The sequence below is a fragment of the Arthrobacter sp. BL-252-APC-1A genome (assembly GCF_009696625.1).
GTDB lineage: Bacteria > Actinomycetota > Actinomycetes > Actinomycetales > Micrococcaceae > Arthrobacter_B.
Genome location: NZ_VULS01000009.1, coordinates 80,904 through 103,094, shown reverse-complemented (window position 1 = coordinate 103,094; position 22,191 = coordinate 80,904). Strand labels below are relative to the sequence as shown.

The window sequence follows — 22,191 nt, the reverse complement described above, 5'->3', positions numbered from 1 at the left end:
GCAGAGCACAATTTTCCGCGGAAACACCAAAACAAAAACCGCGCCTCAACCGTTGCCGGAAAAGCCGGTAACGGCGGTGAACGGCCTATTGAAAGACGGACATCCATGGACGCAGTTTCCCGGCTGGATTTTCTTGCCGAGTTCAACCAGGCGCCCTTTGACCGTGCCGAAGAAATGCTCCGGCCCTGCGTGGACCTGCCGCGCTGGACCTCGGAAATCTCCTTCGCCCGGCCGTTTGGCACCGGCGCGGAACTGGTCTCCTTTGCTGAACTTGCGGCTCCGGACTGGACTGAAACCGAAATAGACGCCGCACTCTCCCACCACCCCCGCATCGGCGAGCGGGCCTCAGGAGCCGGGCGCGAGGTGGAATTGTCCCGGGGCGAACAGGCCGGCATTGCGCTTTCCGGTGGCATTCGGGAGCAGCTGGAGGAAGGCAACCGGCGCTATGAAGAGCGGTTCGGGCGGGTCTTCCTGATCCGTGCTGCCGGGCGCAGTGCGGAGGAAGTCCTGGCCGTCCTTTCCGAACGGCTGGAAAACACCGACGAAGCCGAACTTGCTGCCACGGCGGCCGCCCTGCGTGAAATTGCGATCCTTCGGCTGGAAGGACTGCTGAACGCATGACAAGCCGAATCACCACCCACGTACTGGACACCTCTACTGGGCAGCCGGCGTCCGGCATTCCGGTTTCCCTGCAGGTTTTGGGTCACCTTGACTGGCAGGAACTGGGCACCGGCACCACCGACGCCGACGGCCGGATCTCGGACCTGGGACCGCGGGACCTGCCTTCCGGTTCCTACCGGCTTGAGTTCGCAACCGAAACGTACTTCACCGCGGCGGGCACGCCGTCGTTCTTCCCTTCCGTAACCGTGACGTTTACTGTCGCGGAGCAGGAGCATTACCACGTGCCGCTCTTGATTAGTCCGTTCGCGTATTCCACCTACCGGGGGAGCTGAGCATGGAATCCACCGAAAGCGCTGCCGTTGCAACCCCGCGAATTGTTCTGGGGTCGAACCAGTACGGAAAGGCTGAAGTCCGCCTGGTCAAAACCACCCGGGACACCGCGCGGCACAGCCTTGAGGACCTCAGCATCACCTCCCAGCTGCACGGTGATTTTGCTGCCGCGCACACCGAGGGGGACAACGCCCACGTGGTGGCGACTGATACACAGAAGAACACCATCTACGCGTTCGCCCGGGACGGGGTTGGTTCCCCGGAGGCATTCCTGCTCCGTCTGGCGGATCACTTCACCACAAGCTTCGACTGGGTCAGCGGCGGGCGCTGGGCCGCCGAGCAGTACTTCTGGAACCGGATTCACGGACACGACCACGCCTTCAGCAAGGACAAATCCGAGGTCCGTACCGCGGGGCTGCTTGTTGACGGAGACGGCCGGCACCTGGTGGCCGGCATCAGTGGACTTACCGTGCTGAAGACCACCGGCTCGGAGTTCCACGGCTTTCCGCGGGACCGCTACACCACCCTTGCCGAGACGACGGACCGGATCCTGGCCACGGACGTCACCGCCAAGTGGCGGTACTCGGATGTGGCTGTACCGGATTTCAATGCCGCTTACGTCTCCGTGCGGTCCGCGCTGCTGGACGCGTTTGCGGACACGCATTCCCTGGCCCTGCAGCAGAGTATGTTCCAGATGGGCCGAGCCGTGCTCGAAACCCATCCGGGCATTGCCGAAGTGCGGCTCTCGCTGCCCAACAACCACCATTTCCTGGTCGATCTGGAACCTTTTGGACTGGATAACCCCGGCGAGGTCTTTTTCGCCGCCGACCGGCCCTATGGGCTGATCGAGGCTGCTGTGCTGCGGGAAGGCGCTGAAGAAAGCAACCCGGTGTGGAATACCATCGCGGGATTCTGCTGAGCAAACCAGGGGACTTCAGGGAAGTAACGGTGGTCACACCTTGGGTCCCTGCATTGGGGTATCGCCGGGCCGGAAAGTAGGCTCGACCGTATGGCTCCCTTCCGAAACAGCCGCGCTGCGGCGCTGCCCGCGAAACTGTCCCGTTCCTGGCTGCTGGCTTCTGCCGCGGACGAAGCGAATTTTGCTCCCGCGCTGGCCTCGGAAGCGGACTCTGTCGTGTTCGACATGGAGGATGCAGTACCCGCCGAAGGCAAGGCTGAAGCACGTGAGCGCGTGGTGGAGGCACTCTCCACCGGCATGACCGCCTGGGTGCGCGTCAACGGCATCGAAACCGACTACTGGGCCGATGACCTGGCCGCCCTTTCGAAGGCTCCCGGCCTGCGCGGCGTCATGCTGGCCATGACCGAGAAGCCGGAGCAGGTCACGCACACCGCCATGCGGCTGCAGGCCGGCACACCGGTGCTGGCGCTGGTCGAATCCGCGCTGGGCATCGAAAATGCGACGGCGATTGCCAGTGCGCCGGGCACGTTCCGGCTGGCATTCGGCGTCGGCGACTTCCGCCGTGACACCGGCGCCTCGGATGACCCCATGGCCCTGGCCTACGCGCGCTCCAAGCTGGTGGTTGCCTCCCGTGTTGGGCAGCTGCCCGGTCCGATCGACGGCCCGACGCCGGGAACGCTGGGTGAGAAGCTGCTCGATGCCTGCAAGGTGACAGCCTCGATGGGCATGACCGGCAAGCTTTGCCTGATGCCCGAAGCAGCGGACACCATTAACAAGGGCCTCTCGCCGAGTGAATCCGAGATCGTCTGGGCACACGAGCTGCTCGAAGCTCATGCTGCCGGAGCAGTGGTGGGTGACGGTTCCTACCTGCCCCGCCTGGCCCGTGCCCAGAAGATTTCTTCCCTCGCGGACTCCTACGGTCTCTGGAACGCCTAGCTCCGGACTGCACCGGCCGGGCTAGCGTTCGACCAGGATTCCGTCCTCGTCGGCGTAGAGCACGGCACCCGGGCGGAATGTCACGCCTCCGAACTCCACCGGCACGTCCACCTCGCCGACTGAGTCCTTGGCACTCTTGCGCGGGTTGGAACCCAGTGCCTTCACGCCCAGCGGCAGCTTTGCGACGGCGCCACGGTCACGGATCGGTCCGTGAATGACAACGCCGGCCCAGCCGTTGGCGACGGCGGACTCCGCAATCATGTCCCCCATCAGGGCGGTGTTCAGTGAGCCTCCGCCGTCGACCACCAGCACGGAGCCGTTGCCCGGTGAATTCAGGGTGGACTTCACCAGGCCGTTGTCCTCATGGCAGCGGATGGTGCGCACCGGGCCGGTGAAGCGGGTGCGGCCGCCCAGGTCCTGGAACTGGAGGGAGACCGAGGCCAGCGCTTCGCCGTGTTCGTCATAGAGGTCTGCTGTGCTCTTTTCCATGGCACATACTGTGCCACAGCCCACATTTTGTTACGGGGACGGCGCCGGCACCGGCACCGGCCACGGTGCCCGCTGGTTAGGCGTGCTTCGCTGCAGCCTGGGCCTTGAGCAGGTCCACAACCTGCAGCAGTTCCTCCACTGACCCCGAGGTGGGGGAATTCTCGTCCTGCGGCCAGCCTCCGGGAAGGCCTTCGTTGTAATACAGGCCGTCGCCCAGCAGCATGATCGCTCTGGCAATGGCGCGGTCGCCGACTTCCACGAGCACCAGGTCGAACCAGTCGCGGTGGATCTGCTGCAGCAGCTCGGAGGCAGCGGCGTCGTTGGCCTGCGCCAGGCGGACCGCCGCAATCAGGGCGCGGTCCAGGCCGCTGTCCACATAGACGGAGGTGCGGACCAGGAAGCGCGCCGGACCTTCGGGGTCTGTGCGCATCCGTTCCAGATCGGCCGCGGCCAGGACCCGCAGCCGGTCCAGGAGGCCCGCCGCCAGGGCTTCCTTGTTCTTGAAGTGGTACAGCAGCCCACCCTTTGAGACCCCGGCCAGTGCGGTCACGGCGTCGAGAGTGGCACCGCGAGGGCCTTCATTTATGAGCAGTTCCTCATAGGCGGAGAGGACGCGCTCGCGGGCGGGGATCTGTTCAGGCATGGCTTTACGCTACGCCATCCGATGCTGTACAGTCTAGACGGTACAGTAACGTACGGGTTGGCCCCGGCGGTTGCTGGCATGTCTTTTTAACCCATCAGTTTTCGGCAGGCGGAGCCCTGCCAAGTCCAAGGAGGAATTGTGCCTGCGGTACAGGAACGGCCCGTGCTTCAGCGGGCCGGAAAGCGTGAATGGCTGGGACTGGCGGTGCTGATGCTCGCCGTCCTGCTGGTAGCGGTAGACAACACCGTGCTCAGCTTTGCCGTCCCGTCCCTGTCCCGTGCCCTGGCGCCGACCGGGACGGAACTGCTCTGGATCATCGACATCTATGCGTTGATCCTGGCTGGCCTGCTGGTCCCGATGGGCAGCCTGGGGGACAGGCTTGGACGGCGGAAGCTGCTCATGATCGGTACAGCCGGGTTTGGGCTGGTCTCCGTCGCGGCGGCGTTCGCACCCACGGCCGGCGCCCTGATTGGCGCCCGTGCCCTGCTCGGCTTCTTCGGCGCCATGCTGATGCCGGCCACGCTCTCCATCATCCGGAACATGTTCGTGGTGCCCGGCCAGCGCCGCATCGCGATCGCCGTCTGGGCAGCCGGTTTCTCCGGCGGCGCAGCGCTTGGCCCGATCGTGGGCGGAACCCTGCTGGAGCACTTCTGGTGGGGCTCGGTTTTCCTTCTCGCCGTGCCGGTGCTGATTCCGCTGCTGGTCTTCGGTCCGCGGCTGCTGCCCGAATCCCGTGACCCCAAGCCGGGCAAGGTGGATCCGATCAGCATCCTGCTGGTCATGGCCACCATGTTCCCGCTGGTTTACGGCATTAAGTCCATCTCCACGCACGGACTCGACGCGTACGCCCTGGTTCCGATGGCTGCCGGCCTGCTGTTCGGCGTGGCTTTCGTGCGGCGCCAGCTCAGCCGTTCTGAGCCCATGCTGGATGTGCGGCTGTTCCGTAATCCGGTCTTTACCGGTTCCATCTCCGCGAACCTGCTCAGCGTCTTCGCACAGGTTGGCTTCATCCTCTTCCTCTCCCAGCACCTGCAGCTGGTCCTTGGGCAGACGCCGCGCGAAGCCGGTCTGATGATGCTCCCCGGCCTGATGCTGACCGTAGTCGCAGGCCTCGCCGTCGTCCGCATGGTCCGGTACGTGCGCCCGGCCTATGCCGTTGCCGGTGGTCTCGCGTTCAGTGCCGTCGGCTACACCGTAGTGCTGATGACCGGACACGACGACAGCCCGCTGGGGCTGGTGATCGCGTTTATGATCCTCGGCATCGGCGTCGGTTCCGCTGAGACCATCTCCAATGACCTGATCCTGGGCAGTGTTCCGCCGGCCAAGGCAGGTGCGGCGTCGGCCATTTCGGAAACCGCCTATGAGGTCGGTGCCGTCCTTGGCACCGCAGTGCTGGGCAGCATCCTCACTGCGGGTTACCGCAACGGGATCTCCCTGCCGGACGGCATGGATCCGGCAGCTGCGTCGGCCGCCTCGGAAACACTGGGCGGCGCCGTCGAGGCGGCGAAGACCCTTCCCGGCCCGCAGGCCGCAGAACTGCTGTCCTCCGCGCAGTCCGCCTTTGACTCGGGTGTGGTTGCGACCTCCCTCATCGGCATTGTGCTGATGGTGGCTGCTGCCGTCGGCGCCGTCTTTACGCTGCGCCGGGTGGCCGCGGACCAGGATTCGGCAATTGATGATGATGCTGCCGGTTCCGTTGTCGACGGGTCCGAAGCCGTGCATGCTGCGCCGGCGGCCTCCGCGTCGGCTCCGGCTGCCGTGTCTTCCAGCGGGGAGGACTCCAGTGGGGAAGCTTCCAGTGGGGGTGACTCCAGCGGGGAAGACCCTAGCGGGGACGACAGCGCGAAGGTCGACGAGCAGGCTGAGTGTGCGGCAGGGCAGCGCCGCTAGTTTCGCGGAGGAACCGGATCGGCCTGCCGGGCAATATCGTGTTGCCGGCGTGGGCTGGAGCTAGTTGGCATCCCGGCGGGTTCCCGTAGGCCCGGCTGAGCTCTCGTAGACCCGCGGGGATGTGACCGGATGTAACGGTGGCGGCGCGGGTTCTGCTCCGGTTCGGGACAATCCTTCCGTTCCGGGACTTTCCTGCCGCTGCGCCGCGCAGGAAAGTCCCAAGCTGGCAGGGAAGTCCCAAAGCGGAGGGAAAAGGTGCCCTGAAGGAGCCCGAAGTGGTCAGTCCCGCTCGGTCGGGTGGACGATCAGAACGGGACAGTGGGCGTGGGCTGCGGCGGCGGAGCTGACCGAGCCAAGCAACAATCCGGCGAATCCGCCCCTGCCGCGGCTGCCAAGCACCAGCATCTCTGCGTCATTGCTGGCTTCGACCAGCACCGGAACAGGCTGCCCGGACACCACCGTCTTCTGCAGTCCTTCGGGAAGGTCTTCGCCGAAAGCTTCCTGTACGGTCTCGTCCAAGATGCTTTCCGCCTCCACCCGGGGCGACCATTCAGAGGATGCGATCGGAACGGCCAGCGCAACGGGATAGGACCAAACCGTCACCGCCTCGATCCGGCACTGCAGCAGGTCTGCCAGCCGCCGGGCTGTCCGCAGTGCCACCAGTGAGAGCGCCGAGCCGTCCACGCCGACCACGATTGGTTTACGGATGTCCTGTGCCATGGTCCCGATCCTGTCTGTTGGTCTGTTCCTTTTGCTGCCGCTCCTGCCAAAGAGTCTGCCGCCACACGGGTGTTTGCACTAGGTCCGGAGCCAATCCCCGCCCCGGGAGTTGGTGCATGTTCGCAGAGGCATGCCTCCAGCTGCCGGGTCAGGGCATTTCGATGTAACCGATTCAGCCGGGGCGAGGGCATTTCGTAGTATCAACAGATGCCTGATCCCCAGTCCGAGCGCCGGAATGCGGCCCCGATAGGCGCCGGCCTGCTGCTGGTGCTGGCGTTCCTTGCCGCTACGGGACCGTTCACGACGGACCTCTATCTGCCGTCTTTCCCTGGCATCGCCAGTGACCTTGAGGTGACGGCGTCGGGCGTGCAGCTGACCCTGACCGCCTTCCTCATCGGCATGGCAGCCGGACAGCTCGGGTTCGGGCCCATCTCCGACCGGTTCGGCCGGAGGCGGCCACTGCTGCTGGGCTCTGCTGCGTTTGTCCTCGCGTCCGTGGCATGCGCCGCGGCGCCGAATCTGGGAGTGCTGATCGCTGCCCGTTTTGTCCAGGGCCTGTGTGCTGCAGCCGGCCCGGTGATAGCGCGGGCGGTAGCCGCGGACCTGACTTCGGGTGCTTCCGCCGCACGGACCTTCAGCCTTCTCATGACCATCGGGGGCGTTGCGCCGGTGGTGGCCCCTGTACTTGGGGGTGCGCTCACCGGGCTTCTGGGCTGGCGGGGTGTTCTGTGGACTCTCGCCGGTATTGCGGCGCTGATGTTCATCTGCGCCGCCGCAGCCGTCCGGGAGAGTCTGCCTGCCGGGAACCGTGCAACCGGACCTGCGTTTGGCGGCCTCGGGGTGGTGCTGCGGAAGAGCCGGTTCCTCGGGTACGTGCTGTTGTTTGCCAGTGCCTTTGGTGTGCTGATGGGCTACATCTCCGCGTCCCCGTTCGTCTACCAGAGCATCATGGGCCTGAGTCCGGAAGCTTACGGCCTGATGTTCGGCCTGAACGCAGCAGGGATGGTCACCTCAGGGTTCATTGCCGCCCGGCTCAGCCGCCGGGTGCCGCCCCGGAGCACCGTCCGGCGGGCTGTGGCCGTGTTGGTGGGGTTCGCCGTCGTGCTGCTGGTCCTGGTGCTCGCCGCCGTTCCTCCACTGCTGCTGGCTATCCCCATCTTCGCCATGGTGTCCTCGCTGGGGTTCGTCATGGGAAACACGACGGCGCTGGCACTCGCCGAGGTTGAAGGCTCGACCGGCAGTGGCAGTGCCGTGCTCGGCGGAGCGCAGTTCCTGATGGGTGCGGCCGTCTCGCCGCTGACTGGCCTGGGCGGGGAGTTCACGGCCTTGCCGCTTGCACTGGTGATGGTGGGTTCGGCTCTGCTGGCGGCCACCGCACTCTTCCTCACCCGCCAGCGGCAACCCGCGTAGACTGATCGGACCATGCGACACATGAACAAGTACCGCACGCCCATTGTCTGGCTTCTGATTATCGGCCTGGTTGGCAGCATCAGCGTCGGCTTCCTCGGCCTCTTTTTCTAGGCCCCACAGCATCCTTTTTCCTGCCCGGCCCCGGCCCGGGTTTGCTCGGCGTGGCCATTCCACCATAGGATACTAAGCATGCTTACCTAAAGTAGGCGGCCGCCAGTTGCGGCTCCATATCCATGAACAATGGGAAGTGGGGAACTTATGGCCAACGAAAACACCTCGGACCAGTACACATTCCAGGATCCGGTCAACCGGTATCCCTCCGTCAGCCCGCCTAAGCAGGATCAGCCCGAACCCGGCCTCGACGCCGACCTCGAGCCCAAGACGGACCGCGGCGAGGATTCCTACCGCGGAACCGGGCGGCTTAAGGGCCGCAAAGCGCTGATCACCGGTGCAGACTCCGGAATCGGTGCGGCGGTGGCCATTGCCTTCGCCCGGGAAGGCGCCGACGTCGCGCTCTCCTACCTGCCGGAGGAAGAGGAAGACGCCGCAAAGGTCATGGAGCTGATCAGGGATGCCGGCCGCACCGCCGTCGGGCTTCCCGGTGACCTCAAGGACCGCGACTACTGCATCCAGCTGGTGCAGGATGCCGTTGACGGCCTGGGCGGCCTGGACATTCTGGTCAACAACGCCGGCAAGCAGGTTGCAGTGGAGAACCTTGAGGACCTCAGCGACGAACAGCTTGATGACACCTTCAAGACCAACATCTACTCCTTCTTCCGGGTGACCAAGGCTGCGCTTCCGCACCTTCCGGCCGGGTCGAGCATCATCAACTCGACGTCGATCCAGGCCTACAGCCCTTCCCCGCACCTGCTGGACTACGCCAGCACCAAGGCGGCGATCAACAACTTCACCAAGGGTCTGTCCCAGCAGCTGGCCCCCAAGGGCATCCGAGTGAATGCTGTGGCTCCGGGCCCGTTCTGGACCCCGCTGCAGGTATCCGACGGCCAGCCCAAGGACGCCCTGCCGGAGTTCGGCAAGGACACTCCGCTGGGCCGCGCCGGCCAGCCCACCGAACTTGCCCCGGCTTACGTCTTCCTGGCGTCCCCGGAATCAAGCTACGTGGTCGGAGAGACCCTGAACGTCAACGGCGGTATGCCTTCGCCGTAAGCTCTGCGCAACACAAAGAAGCCGGCTCCGCACTTTCGCGGGGCCGGCTTCTTGCTGTTAGGACTAGGCCGTTGCGGGCGTGAACTTGGCGCGGTCCACGCGGCGGTGGAAGCGCATGCCGGCGAGTCCGCCCAGAATTGCGCCAACCAGGCTGACCACCACGGTGGCCAGAAGTGCCAGCCAGGATCCGGCGCTCACCTGGCTGAGATCCTGCGGCAGGGGCGCCACGGAGTTCAGCTGGGTGAGGCTGCGGATGTCGTCATTGAAGATCAGGCTAAGGACAATAACGACGGCGGCGGCCACCAGTGCCCACAGCCAGACCGCAACACCCTGCTTGGCTCCGTTGAAGCGGGCCATTCGTCCGGCGACGTAGCCGCCGGCATAGTAGGCGAGAAGCAGGACAATCAGGGTGATGATCGCGCCGATCAGCCCGGAGGACTGGTTCGCTGCGGCTTGGTCCAGTGCCGCGCCCAGGTCTGTGTCCGTAGAGACGCCGACGGCGGCACCAATGGCGGCAGCAAGTGCGGAGAGCAGCACCACCATTCCGGTGGCGGTCAGCCAGCCGAAGAAGGCGGCGCCAAACTTGATGCCGCCAAAACGTTCCCGTTCTGCTGCCAGGAGTGCCTCCCGGTTCGGCAGGACGGGCTCGTCGGCCGTGCGGGGAGAGCCGGTGTGCCCGGCAGCGACCGCGCCGCGTACGTCGCCGTCTTCGCGGTGCGTGGCACGCCGGGTGGCCCCTGCGGGCGCATCCTCACTCGTGTAGGCGGCGTCGTTCGGGTCCCTGGTGCCCGTGACACTGGTGTTGAGTACTTCCGTTTCATGCTGGCGGCTGCTTGTCCGCTCGGGAGCGGTGTCCATGCGGCGGGTGACGTCCGACTCGGTGCCGGAGGGCCCTGCCGTGGTCTCATGTGAGGATCCGGCGGACTGGCGTGTGTGTCCGCCCGGGTCTTCCGTGCCGCGGGTGTCCATGCGGCGGGTGACGTCCGGCTCGCCGTTCGAAGCGCCTGAGGCGTCCGCGCCGTTGGGAGCGGGGAGGTCGTCTGCGGCCCGGCGTCGGGGTTCGCCTGCCGCGGTGCTGCCTGATTCGGTACTCATCTGCTTCTCCTATTGCCGTTGGGGGTGCCGGACTGAAGGTGATGACTTCATAAGTAACCTTACTGTAGCGTCAGCGGTCCGGGTTCTGCCGGATTCGCCGGTCCTGCGCCCGGCACAACGCGTGGAAGACTTGGCTGCATGGATACGGACCTGATCATCACCATCGTCGCCGGCCTGCTGATCGCGGTGGGTGTGGCCGGCATCGTGGTGCCTGTGCTGCCTGGCAGCATCCTGATCCTGCTGGCCTTCCTGGGGTGGGCCATCGGCGTCAGCAGTGGCGCGGGCTGGTGGTCCTTCGCTTTCGGTGCGCTGTTCGCCCTGAGCGGGCTTTCTGCCAGCGCCGTCCTGACTGGCAGGAAACTCAAGCAGCGGCAGATACCCAACCGGTCCGTCCTCATTGGCCTGGCGGCAGGAATCACCGGAATGTTCTTTATCCCGGTGGTGGGGCTGATCGTTGGCTTCGCCGGCGGTCTGCTGCTCAGCGAGTTCGCGCGGCAGCGCAGTTTCCCGGCAGCTGCGTCCTCGTCCTGGGCGGCGCTGAAGGCCACCGGGCTGGGCATGCTGGTGGAGCTCGGGCTCGCGCTCGCGGCCGGAACCGCGTGGATTATCGGCGTCTGGGTTCACTTCGCGTCCCGCTGAAGGGATTCAGGACCGCTTCGGCCGGAGATGATCACACCCACCGCCTTGGCCATTCGCCCGGTGAGCGCCGGCGGCAGTGGTTCCAGTGCGTCGAACCACGCCATGTGGATAACCGCCCGACCTGCGGACAAAAGCTGTCCCCAATCTGGGGAATACTCAAGAGATGCCGACCCGGCCAGCTTCCCCGCCTCAAGGACATCACCCATGACTGAACGAGCCGTTCCGCCCGAACTGGTCGTTGCCGACGCCGCGGCCTGGCGGGCCTGGCTCCAGGAGAACGATGCAGTGAGCGACGGCGTTTGGCTGATCCTGGCGAAAAAGGGGACCCGGATTCCTACATCGCTCACGTATGCCGAAGCGCTGGGGGAGGCACTGTGCAGCGGCTGGATCGACGGCCGCAGGAACACCGTGGACTCCGCAACGTTCCGGCAGCACTTCACGCCCAGACGGGTGCGGTCCCTGTGGTCAAAACGGAACGTGGAACTGGTCGCCGGACTGATCGAGTCCGGCCGCATGCGGGAGCGGGGGCAGGCCGAAATTGACCGGGCCAAAGCAGACGGCCGATGGGACCGGGCCTACGGAGGACCCGCGACGCTTGAAGTCCCGACTGACCTGGAAGCTGCACTGGCGGCTGTGCCGGACGCGGCTGCGGCTTTCGCAGGGCTGGGCCGCTCAGCCCGCTATCCCATCCTCCGCCAGGTGGTCACGGCGCCCAACGACACGGTACGGGCAGCCCGAATCGCCAGGCAAGTGGCCTCGCTGGCCGACGGCCTTGCCTGAGGGGTCAAGCTTGGCCGCTGGGTTGCTCCGGTCCAACCCGGCCCCGCCGCGCCCCGAGCCGGCCGACGGGCCACTCTCGGCCGATTAGTCCGCGGGCGGTGCTACGAACTCGGCCAGGGCGGCAAGCTGCCCCGAGCGCGCTTCGGGCTGCAGGTACATCATGTGCCCCGCCTCGTAATAGTGGTGCGTGAACCGTGCGCGGGCTGCGTCGGACAAACGCAGGTGCGCCCAGAGGTACTCGGCCGCGAAATGGGGTGTAGCGCCGTCGTAATAGCCGTAGTCAACGTGCACCCGCAGGCTCGGGTTGTGCGCCATCAGCCGTTCAAGGGTCTTTGTGACGTCGATGGGTACGCCCTCGAACTCCTTGTAGCTCCACGGCTGGACCCTGCCGGTGAGGACTTCGTAAGGCAGGTCGTTCTCGTAGCCGAGCTCGGCACGGACGTAGTGGTTGATTGCCGCGGCGTAGGGGCCGTTGATTGCGGCGAGGCTGGGATCGTCCCAGTTGACCGAGGCCTGCGGGTCCTCCGCGGGAGCGGTGAAGCGCCCGTCGATCCGCCCTACAGCCAGTCCCTGGTCCCGGAGCAGCTCGGCGGAGAACTGGGCATAGTCCCAGCGCAGGTTGGTGCGGCGGATAAACCCGGGGTCAAGGGTGGTGAGTTCGGCAAGGCGCTGGACAGCGGCGTCGTACTCCTCCGTGGTGAGCCGGGAGCCCTGGCTGAGGGCATATCCGTAGTCCTTCGCCGCATACTCCTCCGCCTCACGCACCACATCGGCCAGCTCCCGGCCCGGATGCCGCCCGTGGAAATGCGCGATCGCGGCGTAGGTGGGCAGGTGAAGGGCATAAGGCGTGTCCACACCCGGTGCGAACATGACGGTGCCCAGGTTCAAGACGGTGGAGATCAAGCCAAGCCCGTTGACGGACATTCCGTACGCATCAAAGAGGCGCCCGGCGACGGCGACGGCACGCAGGGTGCCGTAGGACTCGCCCACCAGGTACTTCGGGCTCAGCCAGCGGTTGTTGCGGGTGGTCCACAGGCGGATCACTTCCGCCACCAGGTCCCGGTCCTGCTCGAACGCGTGGAACTCGTCCGCGGTGTTGCCGTCCACAACCCGGGAGAAGCCGGTATTCACGGGATCGATCATCACCAGGTCGGCATGTTCCAGCAGCGTCTGCGGGTTGTCGACCAGGCCGTACGGGGGAGGGGTGAGGCTGCCGGCATCGCCGGAATCGACCAGCCGGGGACCGAGCAGCCCCAGGTGCAGCCACACGGAGGATGAGCCGGGCCCGCCGTTGAAGGCGAAAACCACCGGACGGGGGTTCGGGGTTTCTTTCGCGGCGAGGTTGGCCGTGTAAGCGGACAGGAAGATCTCTGCCTTGGGCTTGAACCCGTCTGACTTGCCGTCGGAAGTTTCCTCCCGCCTGAACACCACCCGGCCAGTGGTGGTCGTGTACTCCAGACCGGAGGGCAGCCGGTGGCTGCGCTGCACCAGATCGTCAGCTACGTCGGTGGTGCCGCCGGTGTTCGACGCCGATGGTGCGGACGCTGCCCCGGCCGGCGATTTCTCGGTGGGTCCCGGAGCAGGGCTGGTCTCTGCGGACTGTGAAGGCATTCATTCAGCCTAGCGGGCAAAACTCTGACTTGTGTGCTGTATCACACGTCATCTATAGTTCCACTAGTTCGCTATAAGAAACACATGTTCAAATATCGAACACGTCGTTTTGAAGAGGAAGTGACGGAGAAGTGCGGGTGCGATCCATTCCGCCAGTCCGCCGCCGCCCGGCTCGGATCGCCTCATTGCTGGCTGTGTGCCAGGGCAGCGACATCTTCCAGAGGCCGGCTGTCATAAATGGAACATAGTGTGTCCCCGGTCACAGATCAGGGTATCTTGATGCGACAGGTTACCGACCGTTCTTTCAGTAATGTTTCCCCAGTCAAAAAATAATGGAGTTTCAATGACTACTAAAAGCGCGTCTGCTGCGCCGTCCCAGCGGATGAGCCGGGAGGAACGCAAGGTACTTGCGGGCACCCTGGTTGGTACCACCATCGAGTGGTACGACTTCTTCATCTACGCCCAGGCCGCAGGCTTCGTCCTGGCCACCCTTTACTTCGCGCCCGTCGGTGAAGGCACTGCCCTGGCACAGATCGTTTCCTTCGCCTCCATCGGCATCAGCTTCCTGTTCCGTCCGCTGGGCGCCATCGTCGCCGGCCACCTGGGCGACAAGCTTGGCCGCAAGCAGATGCTCGTGTTCACCCTGATCATGATGGGTGCCGCCACTGCCCTGATCGGCGTGCTGCCCACCTACGCACAGATCGGCGTCGCAGCACCGATCCTGCTGCTGGTCCTGCGTATCCTGCAGGGCTTCTCCGCCGGTGGCGAATGGGGCGGTGCTGCCCTGCTCTCCGTTGAGCACGCACCCGTGAACAAGCGCGGCTTCTTCGGTGCCTACCCGCAGATCGGCGTTCCCGTCGGCATGATCCTGGCGACGTTCGTCATGTTTGTCATCTCCAGCACCCTCAGCGAAGAGGCCTTCCTGGAGTGGGGCTGGCGCCTTCCGTTCCTCTTCTCCGTGGTCCTGATCTTCGTGGGCTACTTCATCCGCCGCTCGGTGGATGAGAGCCCGGTCTTCAAGGAGATGCAGCAGCGCAAGAAGGAATCCTCCGCACCGCTGGGGCAGCTCTTCAAGTACAACTCCCGCGAGGTCATCCTTGCCGCCCTGATCTTCATCGCCAACAACGCAGCCGGCTACCTGGTTATCGCGTTCTTCGCCTCCTACGCCGGCAAGGCGCTGGGGATGGAACGTCCGGCCGTGCTGCTGGCCACCACCGTAGGCTCCTTCGGCTGGCTGATCTTCACGATGTACGGCGGCATGCTCTCTGACAAGATCGGCCGTGTTCGCACCTTCCAGATCGGCTACGCCTGGGTGTTCCTGTGGGCTATTCCGATGTTCCTGCTGATCGACACCGCCAACGTGTTCCTGTTCGGCCTGTCCATCTTCGTGCTGACCATCGGCCTGGGCCTCTCCTACGGACCGCAGTCGGCGCTGTACGCCGAGATGTTCCCGGCCCGCGTCCGCTACTCCGGTGTTTCCATCGGCTACGCGCTCGGTGCCATCCTGGGCGGCGCATTTGCGCCCATGATTGCCGAGATGCTGCTGAACGCGACCGGCTGGTCCGGCTCGATCGGCATCTACATCATGGTCCTCTGCGTCATCTCCTTCGTGGCAGTGACCATGGTCAAGGAAACCAAGGGCGCCGATCTTGGCGTCGAGGAATCGCACCGGGCTCCGCAGTCCAAGTAGTCCTTTCCGACACCCCCAAACGAGATAGCAGAAACTGCCCGTATGAAGCTTCATACGGGCAGTTTCTGTCATTTCGGTGAAGGGGGAGGGCTACCGGGTGAGGGTGCCGATTTCGTTGCCGGCGCCGTCGTACACCAACAGGGTGTCCTCGCTGGGAACCGCGCTGGCGGCTGAAGCCAGCCACTGGTCCACGTCCGGGCAGGCCATCATGGTCATGGCCACTTCCTGGAAGCGGACCGTCCCGTCCTCCAGGACCCAGCGGCCCATCAGCCGGTTGCAGCCGTCCGTTCCGGTAAGACGGCCGTCCTCGTGCAGCTCCAGGGAAGGCTCGCGGGTGTTCTCCGGGTTGCCCCAGATGCCTTCGGGTGCGGACGCGTCAGCTGAGGCATCGGGAGAACCGGACGACGACGACGACGGCGACGCCCCGCCGCTGCTGCCCGTCACGTCAGGGGTTCCACCGTTGCTGCCGGGGTCCATGGCGCAGGCGGAAACCCCTAGCAGCAGGGCCAGGGCCAGGAAGGTGATCCGGGTGCGCATGTTTTGGGCCTCCTACAGCCAGTTATTCCGTTTGAACGCTGCATAGAGCAGTATCCCAAGCACCACCATAAGCGCCAGTGCCATGGGGTAACCCAAAGCCCAGTCCAGCTCGGGCATGTGTTCGAAGTTCATGCCGTAGACGGTCCCCACCAGGGTGGGTGCAAAGAGGATGGCTGCCCAGGAGGAGATCTTCTTGGTCTGCTCATTCTGCGCCACCGATGTCTCCGCGAGGCGGTTCGAGGCCAGGGTTGAGCTGAGCGAAAGGGCATTGTCCAGCAGTGAACGGTAGGACGTGATCCGGTCGATCAGGCGGAGCACATGGTCCAGTACATCCCCCAGGTTGTCTTTGAGCTGGGGCGGCACACCATACTTTTCCGGATTCCGCTGCAGTTCGCCCACCACCGTTTCCAGGGGGCTGATGGCCCGCTGGCAGCCGATGACTTCGCGTGAGAGTTCGTAGATGCGGCGGGAGACTTCGGCATCGCCGCCGAAGAGCTGGTCTTCAATCTCATCGATATCGTTTTCAAGACCGGCTGAAACCGGCGCGTACTCATCGACCACCTGGTCCAGGATGGCGTACAGCACTGCCTGCGGGCCCAGGGAGAGCAAGTCGACTTCGTGTTCCAGTCGCTTCCGTACCCGCGCCAGGTCCGGAGACTCGGCGTGGCGGACGGTAACTACAAAGTTGGGGCCCACAAACAGGTGCAGCTCGCCAATTTCAACGCGTTCGACGTCGTCCAGGTAGCGGGCGGGCCGCAGCACCACAAAGAGCTGGTCACCGTACTGTTCCAGCTTGGAGCGCTGGTGACCGGCCAAAGCGTCCTCAACAATCAGCAGGTTTAGACCGAATTCCTCGGAAACGGCCAGCAGCTCAATGTCATCCGGACGGTAGAGCCCTATCCAGGCCATGCCGCCCGTCTCCCGGGTGAGGTCGAAAGTCTCCTCAAGGGTTTCCGGGCTGTGCAGGCGTTTGCCGTCCACGTACACGGCGTTGTCCACCAGGGTCACTGCTGCTCCTTCTGCCAAGCCTGCTTACCACATGAGCCTACGTCGATTGCCGGCCCGGCGCGGCCAGCCAGCACTAGCTGACGCTGAAGACCTCAGCATTGCGGGGCAGCCACGGTGAACCCGTTTCCGGATGACGGAACGCCAGCGGCAGGCCGAGTGCCCGCTCCCAGTCCATGGAATCGCAGACCTGGAGGTGGACGTGCGGCTCGGTGCTGTTGCCCGAGTTGCCGCATTCGCCCAGTATTTCCCCCGGGACCACCGCATCCCCCACAGCCACCGCGACGGATCCCCGGCGCAGATGGGCCAGCAGCACATAGACCCGGTCCGCCCCGGACCCGGCTGCCAGCACCACGTGGTTGCCGGCGATCCCAGCCGGGCCCCGCCGGACGCGCTCGCGCTGGGTGAAGGCATACCCGGCCAGTGCAAGCGGCGAGCGGCGCGCCTCGTGGTCCGGTTCGCCGTCGTGCACTGCCGCCACCGTGCCTGCGACCGGTGCCAGCACCGGAACGCCGAATCCGGTGAACTCCTGCGGAGCCTCGGTGCCCAGGACGGCACGCCACGACGGCGGCGCGGAGCGGCCGCGGCCGTCCACCGCGACGAAGTCGATGGCGTAGGTGGTGCCGAGCAGGTGGGTTCCGTGGCTGGGGACCCGGTTCGCCGGACTGTTCTGCACGGTCCATCGGCCGGTGAAGGGGAAGTGCAGCAGCACGGGGTCCATGGGCTCAGACGAGGGCGTCAGCAGCACTTTGACTGCGCGGCGCTCGTCCATGGCACGGTAGCCGTCCGCGACCCCCACGAACCCCAGGTGCCCGCCGGGCCGGGTGCAGCGGACAGCCTGCATCATTGCTTCCTGTGTGCCGACGGCCTCCACCACGGAGTGCGCCCCAAGGCCACGGGTCAGCTCCTTGACTGCGGCCACACCTGCGTCGCCCCGCTCCGCGACAATGTCCGTTGCTCCGAATTCGCGGGCGAGCTGCTGCCGCTCCGGATGCCGGCTCATGGCGATGATCCGCTCGGCGCCCAGTTGTTTGGCGGCAAGCACGGCCAAAACGCCGACGGCGCCGTCGCCCACCACTGCAACGGTCTTTCCCGGACCTGCCTCGGCAGCGACAGCTCCGAACCAGCCGGTGCCCAGCGCATCGGAGGCAGCCATCAAAGACGGCAGCAGGTCCGCGGGCGGCGAGCCGGGGGTGGGGACCAAGGTGCCGTCGGCCAGCGGAATCCGGGCGAACTGTGCCTGGGTCCCCAGCATTCCCATGGGAATGGCGTTGACGCAGCGGCTCTGGTAACCGGCCCGGCAGATTTCACAGGTGTTGTCCGATGCCCAGAAGGACCCGACAACGAAGTCCCCGGGCTTGAGGGTCCGCACCTCGGCGCCGACGTCCTCCACCCAGCCGATGTACTCATGGCCCATGGGGGAGGACTTGCTGACGTCTTCGACCCCGCGGTACGGCCAGAGGTCCGATCCGCAGATGCAGGTGGCCGCGAGCCGGATGACGGCGTCGGTAGGTTCTTCGATGGTGGGATCCGGCCGGTCTTCCACCCGGACATCTCCGGGTGCATGCATTACTACGCCGCGCATGGAATTCTCCTTCGACGGTGGGGTGCTTTCCAGCAGAGCACCTGCGGCGGGCTGCGTACAGGGTCCACTTCTCCGGTGCGGCCCGCGCCCTCCCGATAGCGAAGAAAGGCAAATGTAAGTATGTCAGTACAAAGCATTGACAGGACATGGCGCCTCGGGCAGAGTTGGGATGTGTTATGGCTCACAGGCAGGCTGGGTTCCGTGGGGACGAGCAGGCCGCATACCGCCCCGAACAGAAAGGCTGAGGACCTGTTGTGGCTCACGATTTGCTTACCATGGGACGGATCAGCGTCGACATTTACCCCGACGACGTCGGGGTGGGACTGGCCGACGTAAAGACATTCGGAAAGTACCTTGGAGGTTCCCCCTCCAACGTTGCAGTGGCCGCGGCGCGGCACGGCCGCAGCAGTGCGGTCATCACCCGGACCGGGGAGGACCCGTTCGGAGCCTACCTGCGCCGGGAGCTCGCAAAGTTCGGGGTCGACGCCGGATTCGTTGCCTCGGTCCCGGGACTGCAGACCCCGGCTACGTTCTGTTCCATTCAGCCCCCGGACGACTTCCCCCTCTACTTCTACGGGCGGTTCCCCACCGCACCCGACCTGCAGATCTCCGCCGGGGAACTCGACCTGCAGGCCATCAAAGATGCCGGCATCTTCTGGACCACGGTGACCGGCCTGTGCCAGGAGCCCAGCCGCTCCGCCCACGTGGCAGCCCACGAGGCGCGCCCGCGCCAGGGACTGAAGCCGGGCCAGTACACGGTGCTGGATCTGGACTACCGCCCCATGTTCTGGGATTCGGAAGCGGAAGCCCGCGCCCAGGTTGCCCGGATCCTCCCGCACGTCACTGTGGCGATCGGCAATGAGGCCGAATGCGCCGTCGCCGTGGGACCAGGTACCCCGGATGAACAGGCGGACAGGCTGATGGAGGCGGGAGTCGAGGTCGCCGTCGTCAAGCTTGGTGCCGACGGCGTGATGGCCAAGACCCGCACCGGGCGGGCTGTTTCTGCGCCGGTGCCGGTGCAGACACTGAACGGCCTGGGAGCCGGAGATGCGTTCGGCGGAGCGTTCTGCCACGGACTGCTCTCCGGCTGGCCGCTGGAAGCCGTACTGGACTACGCCAACGCGTCGGGTGCGATTGTGGCCTCCCGCCTTTCCTGCGCCGATGCCATGCCCACGCCGGAGGAAGTTCTCTCACTGCTCACCGAGCGCGGCCGCAGTCTGCCAGAAGCAGCGGAGGCAGCCCGGTGAACGGCTTCGATGACAACCCGCACCGCTACCAGCACCTCTCCCGGCTGCGGCTGGAAGATCCCGGAGCCGTGGCCCGTGCAGCAGCGGCCCGCCGTCCGCATCCGGGCATCAAGCTCGGGGAACAGAACTTCATTGTCGCTGCGGACCATCCGGCGCGCGGTGCCCTTGCCGTAGGGGAGAACCCGACGGCGATGGCGGACCGCCGCGACCTGCTGGACCGGCTGCGCGAAGCACTGGCCAACCCCGCCGTGGACGGCGTCCTGGCCAGCCCGGACATTATGGACGATCTGCTCCTGCTCGGAGCGCTGGACGGGAAGCTGCTGTTCGGTTCGATGAACCGCGGAGGCCTGGCGGGTTACGTCAACGAGGTGGATGACAGGTTTACCGGCCACACTGCCGAGGCGCTGTCGGAGCTGGGTGCCACCGGCGGGAAGCTGCTGCTGCGGATCTGCCTGGGCGACCCCGCAACCGCCGGAGCCCTGGAGTCAGCGGCCAAGGCCATCGATTCCCTGGCCGAACGCCGGCTGATAGCCATGGTGGAGCCGTTCATCTCAGTTTGGAACAAGGGCAGCATCCGCAATGACCTCAGCACCGACGCCGTGGTGAAGTCAGTCGCGGTCGCGTCAGGTCTGGGATCCACCAGCGCCTACACCTGGATGAAACTGCCCGTGGTGGAGGACATGGAACGGGTCATGGCCGCCACCACCATGCCCACCGTGCTGCTGGGCGGGGATCCCGCCGGCAGCCCGGAGGAAATCTACGCGACCTGGGGCGCTGCGCTGCGCCTGCCCGGAGTGCAGGGCCTGACCGTTGGCCGCACGCTGCTTTACCCCAGGGAAGGCACCGTCCGCGAAGCCGTGGCCGCCGCCGCATCCCTGCTGAAAACCCGCACCCGACAGGAGATCCCCAGCCGATGTCCCACCGCAGAATGACCGTGGCCCAGGCGGTCGTAGAGTTCCTGGGCAGGCAGTACACCACCGACGACGCCGGTGAGGGTGAGTACCGCGAACGGCTGATCCCCGGAATGTTCGGGATTTTCGGCCACGGCAACGTTGCCGGAGTGGGACAGGCCCTGAAGCAGTGGCAGGTCCAGGATCCCACCCTTATGCCGTATTACCAGGGCCGGAACGAACAGGCCCAGGTGCACCAGTCCGTGGGCTACGCCCGCCACTCCCGGCGGCGTGCTGCCTTCGCAGTCTCCAGCTCGATCGGCCCCGGAGCTACCAACATGCTCACCGGAGCCGCACTTGCCACCACCAACCGGCTTCCGGTGCTGCTGCTGCCGTCGGACACCTTCGCCACCCGGGCAGCGGATCCCGTGCTGCAGCAGCTTGAACGCCCCGAGGCCTACGACGTCACCGTCAATGACGCCTTCCGCCCGCTCTCGAAGTACTTTGACCGGGTCAGCAGGCCGGAGCAGCTTTTCTCTGCACTGTTCCACGGACTGCGGGTGCTCACCGACCCGGCCGAGACCGGAGCAGTGACCATTTCGCTGCCGCAGGACGTGCAGGCCGAAGTCCTGGATGTTCCCGGCGAATTCCTCGCTGAACGGGAATGGCGGATCCGGCGGCCGGAACCCGAAGATGCAGACATCCGCCGCGCGGCACAGCTCATCCGCTCCGCGGAGCGCCCGCTGATCATCGCCGGCGGCGGTGTCCTGTACGCCTTCGCGGGAACCGCGCTGGCAGAGTTCGCGGAGCTCACCGGTATTCCGGTGGCCTACACCCAGGCCGGCGTCGGGTCCCTTCCCTGGGATGCCCCGTACTGCGTCGGCGCGGTTGGTTCCACCGGCACCACTGCGGCTAACGCCCTCGCCCGCGACGCTGACCTGATCATCGGGATCGGGACCCGGTACGAGGACTTCACCACCGCGTCGCGCACCGCGTTCCAGCACCCGGACGTGCGGTTCATCAACATCAACGTAGCCGCACTCGACGCGTACAAGCAGGGAACCAGCCTGCCCGTCGTGGCCGATGCCCGGAAAGCGCTGGTGAAACTCAGCCAAAGCCTCTCCGGGTACCGGGTGTCCGGAGACCTGGCGAACCGGATGGCTGCAGAGAAGAAGCGCTGGAACCAGACCGTCGACGACGCATTTGGATCCGGACACACGCCGCTGCCCAGCCAGAATGAGATCATCGGCGCGGTCAACCGGGCCATGGATCCCCGGGACGTGGTGGTCTGCGCGGCGGGATCGCTCCCGGGTGACCTGCACAAGATGTGGCGGGTCCGGGACCCGTTCGGCTACCACGTGGAGTATGCCTATTCCTGCATGGGCTACGAAATCCCCGGCGGGATGGGCGTAAAACGCGCCGCCGTGGATGAGGCTCACCGTGCGCAGGAGGGAACAGCAGCAAGCCAGCCGCGCGACGTCGTAGTCATGGTGGGGGACGGGTCCTACCTGATGATGCACACCGAACTGGTCACCGCTGTGGCTGAGGGCCTCAAGCTCATTGTGGTGCTGATCCAGAACCACGGCTACGCCTCCATCGGAGCGCTGTCCGAGTCCCTTGGCTCCCAGCGGTTCGGCACCAAATACCGGACGCTGGACAAAAAACGGCACACGTTTGACGACGGCGAGGTGCTGCCCGTGGATCTCGCTGCGAATGCCGAATCCCTGGGTGTTCGTGTAATCCGTGTGGAACCAAGACAAGGTGTCATCGAGGACCTCGAAGCGGCCGTCGCCAAAGCCAAGGCCGAGCCGGAAGGGTCCGGTCCCGTGCTGATCCACGTTGAGTCTGATCCGCTGCTGGACGCGCCGGATTCTGAATCCTGGTGGGACGTTCCCGTCTCCGGGGTCTCCAGCCTGGAATCGACGCAGGCCGCTTACGAGACCTATGCCAGCCATAAGAAAGAGCAAAAGCCGTTCCTCGGCTGAAA

22 protein-coding genes and 1 pseudogene are annotated in these 22,191 nt (G+C 65.5%); 13 read left to right on the top strand and 10 right to left on the bottom strand.

Going from position 1 to position 22,191, the window contains the following annotated elements; all coding sequences use genetic code 11:
• Positions 1–105: 105 nt before the first annotated feature.
• The 4 genes from uraD (at position 106) to FYJ28_RS13775 (ending at position 2,806) form a co-directional block, all read left to right on the top strand.
• Positions 106–621 carry a 2-oxo-4-hydroxy-4-carboxy-5-ureidoimidazoline decarboxylase gene (gene uraD / locus FYJ28_RS13790; protein ID WP_154579680.1) on the top strand — a complete coding sequence of 172 codons (516 nt, stop codon included), beginning with the start codon at positions 106–108 and terminating at the stop codon, positions 619–621.
• The gene (gene uraH, locus FYJ28_RS13785; RefSeq protein ID WP_154579679.1) at positions 618–953 is read left to right on the top strand and encodes a hydroxyisourate hydrolase; all 336 of its coding nucleotides are present in this window, start codon (positions 618–620) and stop codon (positions 951–953) included. The genes uraD and uraH overlap by 4 nt, the downstream gene beginning before the upstream one ends.
• A 2-nt stretch (positions 954–955) precedes the next feature.
• Positions 956–1,870 (top strand): factor-independent urate hydroxylase, encoded by a 915-nt coding sequence (gene pucL / locus FYJ28_RS13780; protein ID WP_154579678.1) that lies wholly within the window; start codon positions 956–958, stop codon positions 1,868–1,870.
• Positions 1,871–1,960: 90 nt separating this feature from the next.
• Positions 1,961–2,806, top strand: a complete 846-nt coding sequence (locus FYJ28_RS13775) for an HpcH/HpaI aldolase/citrate lyase family protein (RefSeq protein ID WP_055242495.1) — start codon at positions 1,961–1,963, stop codon at positions 2,804–2,806.
• Between the two features lie 21 nt (positions 2,807–2,827).
• Here the strand turns inward: FYJ28_RS13775 and rraA are convergent, their stop codons facing one another.
• The gene (gene rraA, locus FYJ28_RS13770) at positions 2,828–3,295 is read right to left on the bottom strand and encodes a ribonuclease E activity regulator RraA (RefSeq protein WP_154579677.1); all 468 of its coding nucleotides are present in this window, start codon (positions 3,293–3,295) and stop codon (positions 2,828–2,830) included.
• 76 nt (positions 3,296–3,371) lie between these two features.
• Positions 3,372–3,938: a TetR/AcrR family transcriptional regulator gene (locus FYJ28_RS13765; protein ID WP_055242499.1), complete on the bottom strand. Its 567-nt coding sequence runs from the start codon at positions 3,936–3,938 to the stop codon at positions 3,372–3,374.
• 138 nt (positions 3,939–4,076) lie between these two features.
• Here FYJ28_RS13765 and FYJ28_RS13760 point away from each other — a divergent pair, with 138 nt between their 5' ends.
• Positions 4,077–5,828 (top strand): MFS transporter, encoded by a 1,752-nt coding sequence (locus FYJ28_RS13760; RefSeq protein ID WP_235472124.1) that lies wholly within the window; start codon positions 4,077–4,079, stop codon positions 5,826–5,828.
• A 279-nt stretch (positions 5,829–6,107) separates the two neighbouring features.
• On the opposite strand, the gene FYJ28_RS13755 is transcribed toward FYJ28_RS13760, so the two are convergent.
• Positions 6,108–6,548, bottom strand: coding sequence for a universal stress protein (locus FYJ28_RS13755; RefSeq protein ID WP_154579676.1), 441 nt, complete (start codon positions 6,546–6,548; stop codon positions 6,108–6,110).
• 207 nt (positions 6,549–6,755) lie between these two features.
• On the opposite strand from FYJ28_RS13755, the gene FYJ28_RS13750 reads away from it, so the two are divergent.
• Together FYJ28_RS13750 and FYJ28_RS13745 are read left to right on the top strand one after the other, a co-directional pair.
• On the top strand, positions 6,756–7,958 hold the full coding sequence (locus FYJ28_RS13750; protein ID WP_154579675.1) for a multidrug effflux MFS transporter: 1,203 nt from the start codon (positions 6,756–6,758) through the stop codon (positions 7,956–7,958).
• Positions 7,959–8,198: 240 nt separating this feature from the next.
• Positions 8,199–9,125, top strand: coding sequence for an SDR family oxidoreductase (locus FYJ28_RS13745; protein ID WP_055242504.1), 927 nt, complete (start codon positions 8,199–8,201; stop codon positions 9,123–9,125).
• A gap of 63 nt (positions 9,126–9,188) precedes the next feature.
• Here FYJ28_RS13745 and FYJ28_RS17425 read toward each other — a convergent pair whose 3' ends face one another.
• Positions 9,189–10,220: a hypothetical protein gene (locus FYJ28_RS17425; protein WP_229780467.1), complete on the bottom strand. Its 1,032-nt coding sequence runs from the start codon at positions 10,218–10,220 to the stop codon at positions 9,189–9,191.
• Between the two features lie 138 nt (positions 10,221–10,358).
• On the opposite strand from FYJ28_RS17425, the gene FYJ28_RS13735 reads away from it, so the two are divergent.
• On the top strand, positions 10,359–10,859 hold the full coding sequence (locus tag FYJ28_RS13735) for a DUF456 domain-containing protein (RefSeq protein WP_154579674.1): 501 nt from the start codon (positions 10,359–10,361) through the stop codon (positions 10,857–10,859).
• Here FYJ28_RS13735 and FYJ28_RS17560 read toward each other — a convergent pair.
• Positions 10,841–10,963 (bottom strand): hypothetical protein, encoded by a 123-nt coding sequence (locus tag FYJ28_RS17560; RefSeq protein WP_268235024.1) that lies wholly within the window; start codon positions 10,961–10,963, stop codon positions 10,841–10,843. The genes FYJ28_RS13735 and FYJ28_RS17560 overlap by 19 nt on opposite strands.
• Positions 10,964–11,063: 100 nt before the next feature.
• On the opposite strand from FYJ28_RS17560, the gene FYJ28_RS13730 reads away from it, so the two are divergent.
• Entirely contained in the window at positions 11,064–11,639 is a 576-nt protein-coding gene (locus FYJ28_RS13730; RefSeq protein WP_154579673.1) for a YdeI/OmpD-associated family protein, read from the top strand.
• Positions 11,640–11,723: 84 nt separating this feature from the next.
• On the opposite strand, the gene FYJ28_RS13725 is transcribed toward FYJ28_RS13730, so the two are convergent.
• The gene (locus FYJ28_RS13725) at positions 11,724–13,250 is read right to left on the bottom strand and encodes a S10 family peptidase (RefSeq protein WP_154579672.1); all 1,527 of its coding nucleotides are present in this window, start codon (positions 13,248–13,250) and stop codon (positions 11,724–11,726) included.
• Between the two features lie 343 nt (positions 13,251–13,593).
• On the opposite strand from FYJ28_RS13725, the gene FYJ28_RS13720 reads away from it, so the two are divergent.
• Complete coding sequence (locus FYJ28_RS13720; RefSeq protein WP_154579671.1) at positions 13,594–14,940, top strand: MFS transporter; 1,347 nt, start codon at positions 13,594–13,596, stop codon at positions 14,938–14,940.
• 90 nt (positions 14,941–15,030) lie between these two features.
• Here the strand turns inward: FYJ28_RS13720 and FYJ28_RS13715 are convergent, their stop codons facing one another.
• The 4 genes and pseudogenes from FYJ28_RS13715 to FYJ28_RS17415 form a co-directional block, all read right to left on the bottom strand.
• The gene (locus FYJ28_RS13715; RefSeq protein WP_229780466.1) at positions 15,031–15,477 is read right to left on the bottom strand and encodes an META domain-containing protein; all 447 of its coding nucleotides are present in this window, start codon (positions 15,475–15,477) and stop codon (positions 15,031–15,033) included.
• A 12-nt stretch (positions 15,478–15,489) separates the two neighbouring features.
• A complete protein-coding gene (gene corA, locus FYJ28_RS13710; protein ID WP_326831737.1) occupies positions 15,490–16,485 on the bottom strand; it encodes a magnesium/cobalt transporter CorA in 996 nt (331 codons plus the stop codon).
• A gap of 73 nt (positions 16,486–16,558) precedes the next feature.
• The gene (locus tag FYJ28_RS17420; RefSeq protein WP_229780481.1) at positions 16,559–17,203 is read right to left on the bottom strand and encodes a M23 family metallopeptidase; all 645 of its coding nucleotides are present in this window, start codon (positions 17,201–17,203) and stop codon (positions 16,559–16,561) included.
• 15 nt (positions 17,204–17,218) lie between these two features.
• Positions 17,219–18,067, bottom strand: a pseudogene (locus FYJ28_RS17415) (zinc-binding dehydrogenase); the annotation flags it as partial.
• A gap of 254 nt (positions 18,068–18,321) precedes the next feature.
• Here FYJ28_RS17415 and iolC point away from each other — a divergent pair.
• From iolC to iolD, 3 genes are read left to right on the top strand one after another with little or no spacing between them, the layout of a single operon-like run.
• Positions 18,322–19,314 carry a 5-dehydro-2-deoxygluconokinase gene (iolC, locus tag FYJ28_RS13700; RefSeq protein ID WP_326831729.1) on the top strand — a complete coding sequence of 331 codons (993 nt, stop codon included), beginning with the start codon at positions 18,322–18,324 and terminating at the stop codon, positions 19,312–19,314.
• Positions 19,311–20,246, top strand: coding sequence for a Cgl0159 family (beta/alpha)8-fold protein (locus FYJ28_RS13695; RefSeq protein WP_326831728.1), 936 nt, complete (start codon positions 19,311–19,313; stop codon positions 20,244–20,246). Before iolC ends, FYJ28_RS13695 begins: the two co-directional genes overlap by 4 nt.
• Positions 20,243–22,189 carry a 3D-(3,5/4)-trihydroxycyclohexane-1,2-dione acylhydrolase (decyclizing) gene (gene iolD, locus FYJ28_RS13690; protein ID WP_154579742.1) on the top strand — a complete coding sequence of 649 codons (1,947 nt, stop codon included), beginning with the start codon at positions 20,243–20,245 and terminating at the stop codon, positions 22,187–22,189. The genes FYJ28_RS13695 and iolD overlap by 4 nt, the downstream gene beginning before the upstream one ends.
• Positions 22,190–22,191 lie beyond the last annotated feature (2 nt).

What these genes read in the sequence shown, in the direction of transcription:
- rraA (WP_154579677.1), bottom strand. Translation starts at nt 3,295, where the DNA reads ATGGAAAAGAGCACAGCAGACCTCTATGACGAACACGGCGAAGCGCTG.
- FYJ28_RS13750 (WP_154579675.1), top strand. Translation starts at nt 6,756, where the DNA reads ATGCCTGATCCCCAGTCCGAGCGCCGGAATGCGGCCCCGATAGGCGCC.
- FYJ28_RS13720 (WP_154579671.1), top strand. Translation starts at nt 13,594, where the DNA reads ATGACTACTAAAAGCGCGTCTGCTGCGCCGTCCCAGCGGATGAGCCGG.
- FYJ28_RS13725 (WP_154579672.1), bottom strand. Translation starts at nt 13,250, where the DNA reads ATGCCTTCACAGTCCGCAGAGACCAGCCCTGCTCCGGGACCCACCGAG.
- FYJ28_RS13775 (WP_055242495.1), top strand. Translation starts at nt 1,961, where the DNA reads ATGGCTCCCTTCCGAAACAGCCGCGCTGCGGCGCTGCCCGCGAAACTG.
- FYJ28_RS17560 (WP_268235024.1), bottom strand. Translation starts at nt 10,963, where the DNA reads ATGGCGTGGTTCGACGCACTGGAACCACTGCCGCCGGCGCTCACCGGG.
- FYJ28_RS13755 (WP_154579676.1), bottom strand. Translation starts at nt 6,548, where the DNA reads ATGGCACAGGACATCCGTAAACCAATCGTGGTCGGCGTGGACGGCTCG.
- uraD (WP_154579680.1), top strand. Translation starts at nt 106, where the DNA reads ATGGACGCAGTTTCCCGGCTGGATTTTCTTGCCGAGTTCAACCAGGCG.
- FYJ28_RS13745 (WP_055242504.1), top strand. Translation starts at nt 8,199, where the DNA reads ATGGGAAGTGGGGAACTTATGGCCAACGAAAACACCTCGGACCAGTAC.
- FYJ28_RS13715 (WP_229780466.1), bottom strand. Translation starts at nt 15,477, where the DNA reads ATGCGCACCCGGATCACCTTCCTGGCCCTGGCCCTGCTGCTAGGGGTT.
- FYJ28_RS17425 (WP_229780467.1), bottom strand. Translation starts at nt 10,220, where the DNA reads ATGAGTACCGAATCAGGCAGCACCGCGGCAGGCGAACCCCGACGCCGG.
- FYJ28_RS13730 (WP_154579673.1), top strand. Translation starts at nt 11,064, where the DNA reads ATGACTGAACGAGCCGTTCCGCCCGAACTGGTCGTTGCCGACGCCGCG.
- pucL (WP_154579678.1), top strand. Translation starts at nt 956, where the DNA reads ATGGAATCCACCGAAAGCGCTGCCGTTGCAACCCCGCGAATTGTTCTG.
- FYJ28_RS13765 (WP_055242499.1), bottom strand. Translation starts at nt 3,938, where the DNA reads ATGCCTGAACAGATCCCCGCCCGCGAGCGCGTCCTCTCCGCCTATGAG.
- FYJ28_RS17420 (WP_229780481.1), bottom strand. Translation starts at nt 17,203, where the DNA reads ATGGACCCCGTGCTGCTGCACTTCCCCTTCACCGGCCGATGGACCGTG.
- FYJ28_RS13735 (WP_154579674.1), top strand. Translation starts at nt 10,359, where the DNA reads ATGGATACGGACCTGATCATCACCATCGTCGCCGGCCTGCTGATCGCG.
- iolD (WP_154579742.1), top strand. Translation starts at nt 20,243, where the DNA reads ATGACCGTGGCCCAGGCGGTCGTAGAGTTCCTGGGCAGGCAGTACACC.
- uraH (WP_154579679.1), top strand. Translation starts at nt 618, where the DNA reads ATGACAAGCCGAATCACCACCCACGTACTGGACACCTCTACTGGGCAG.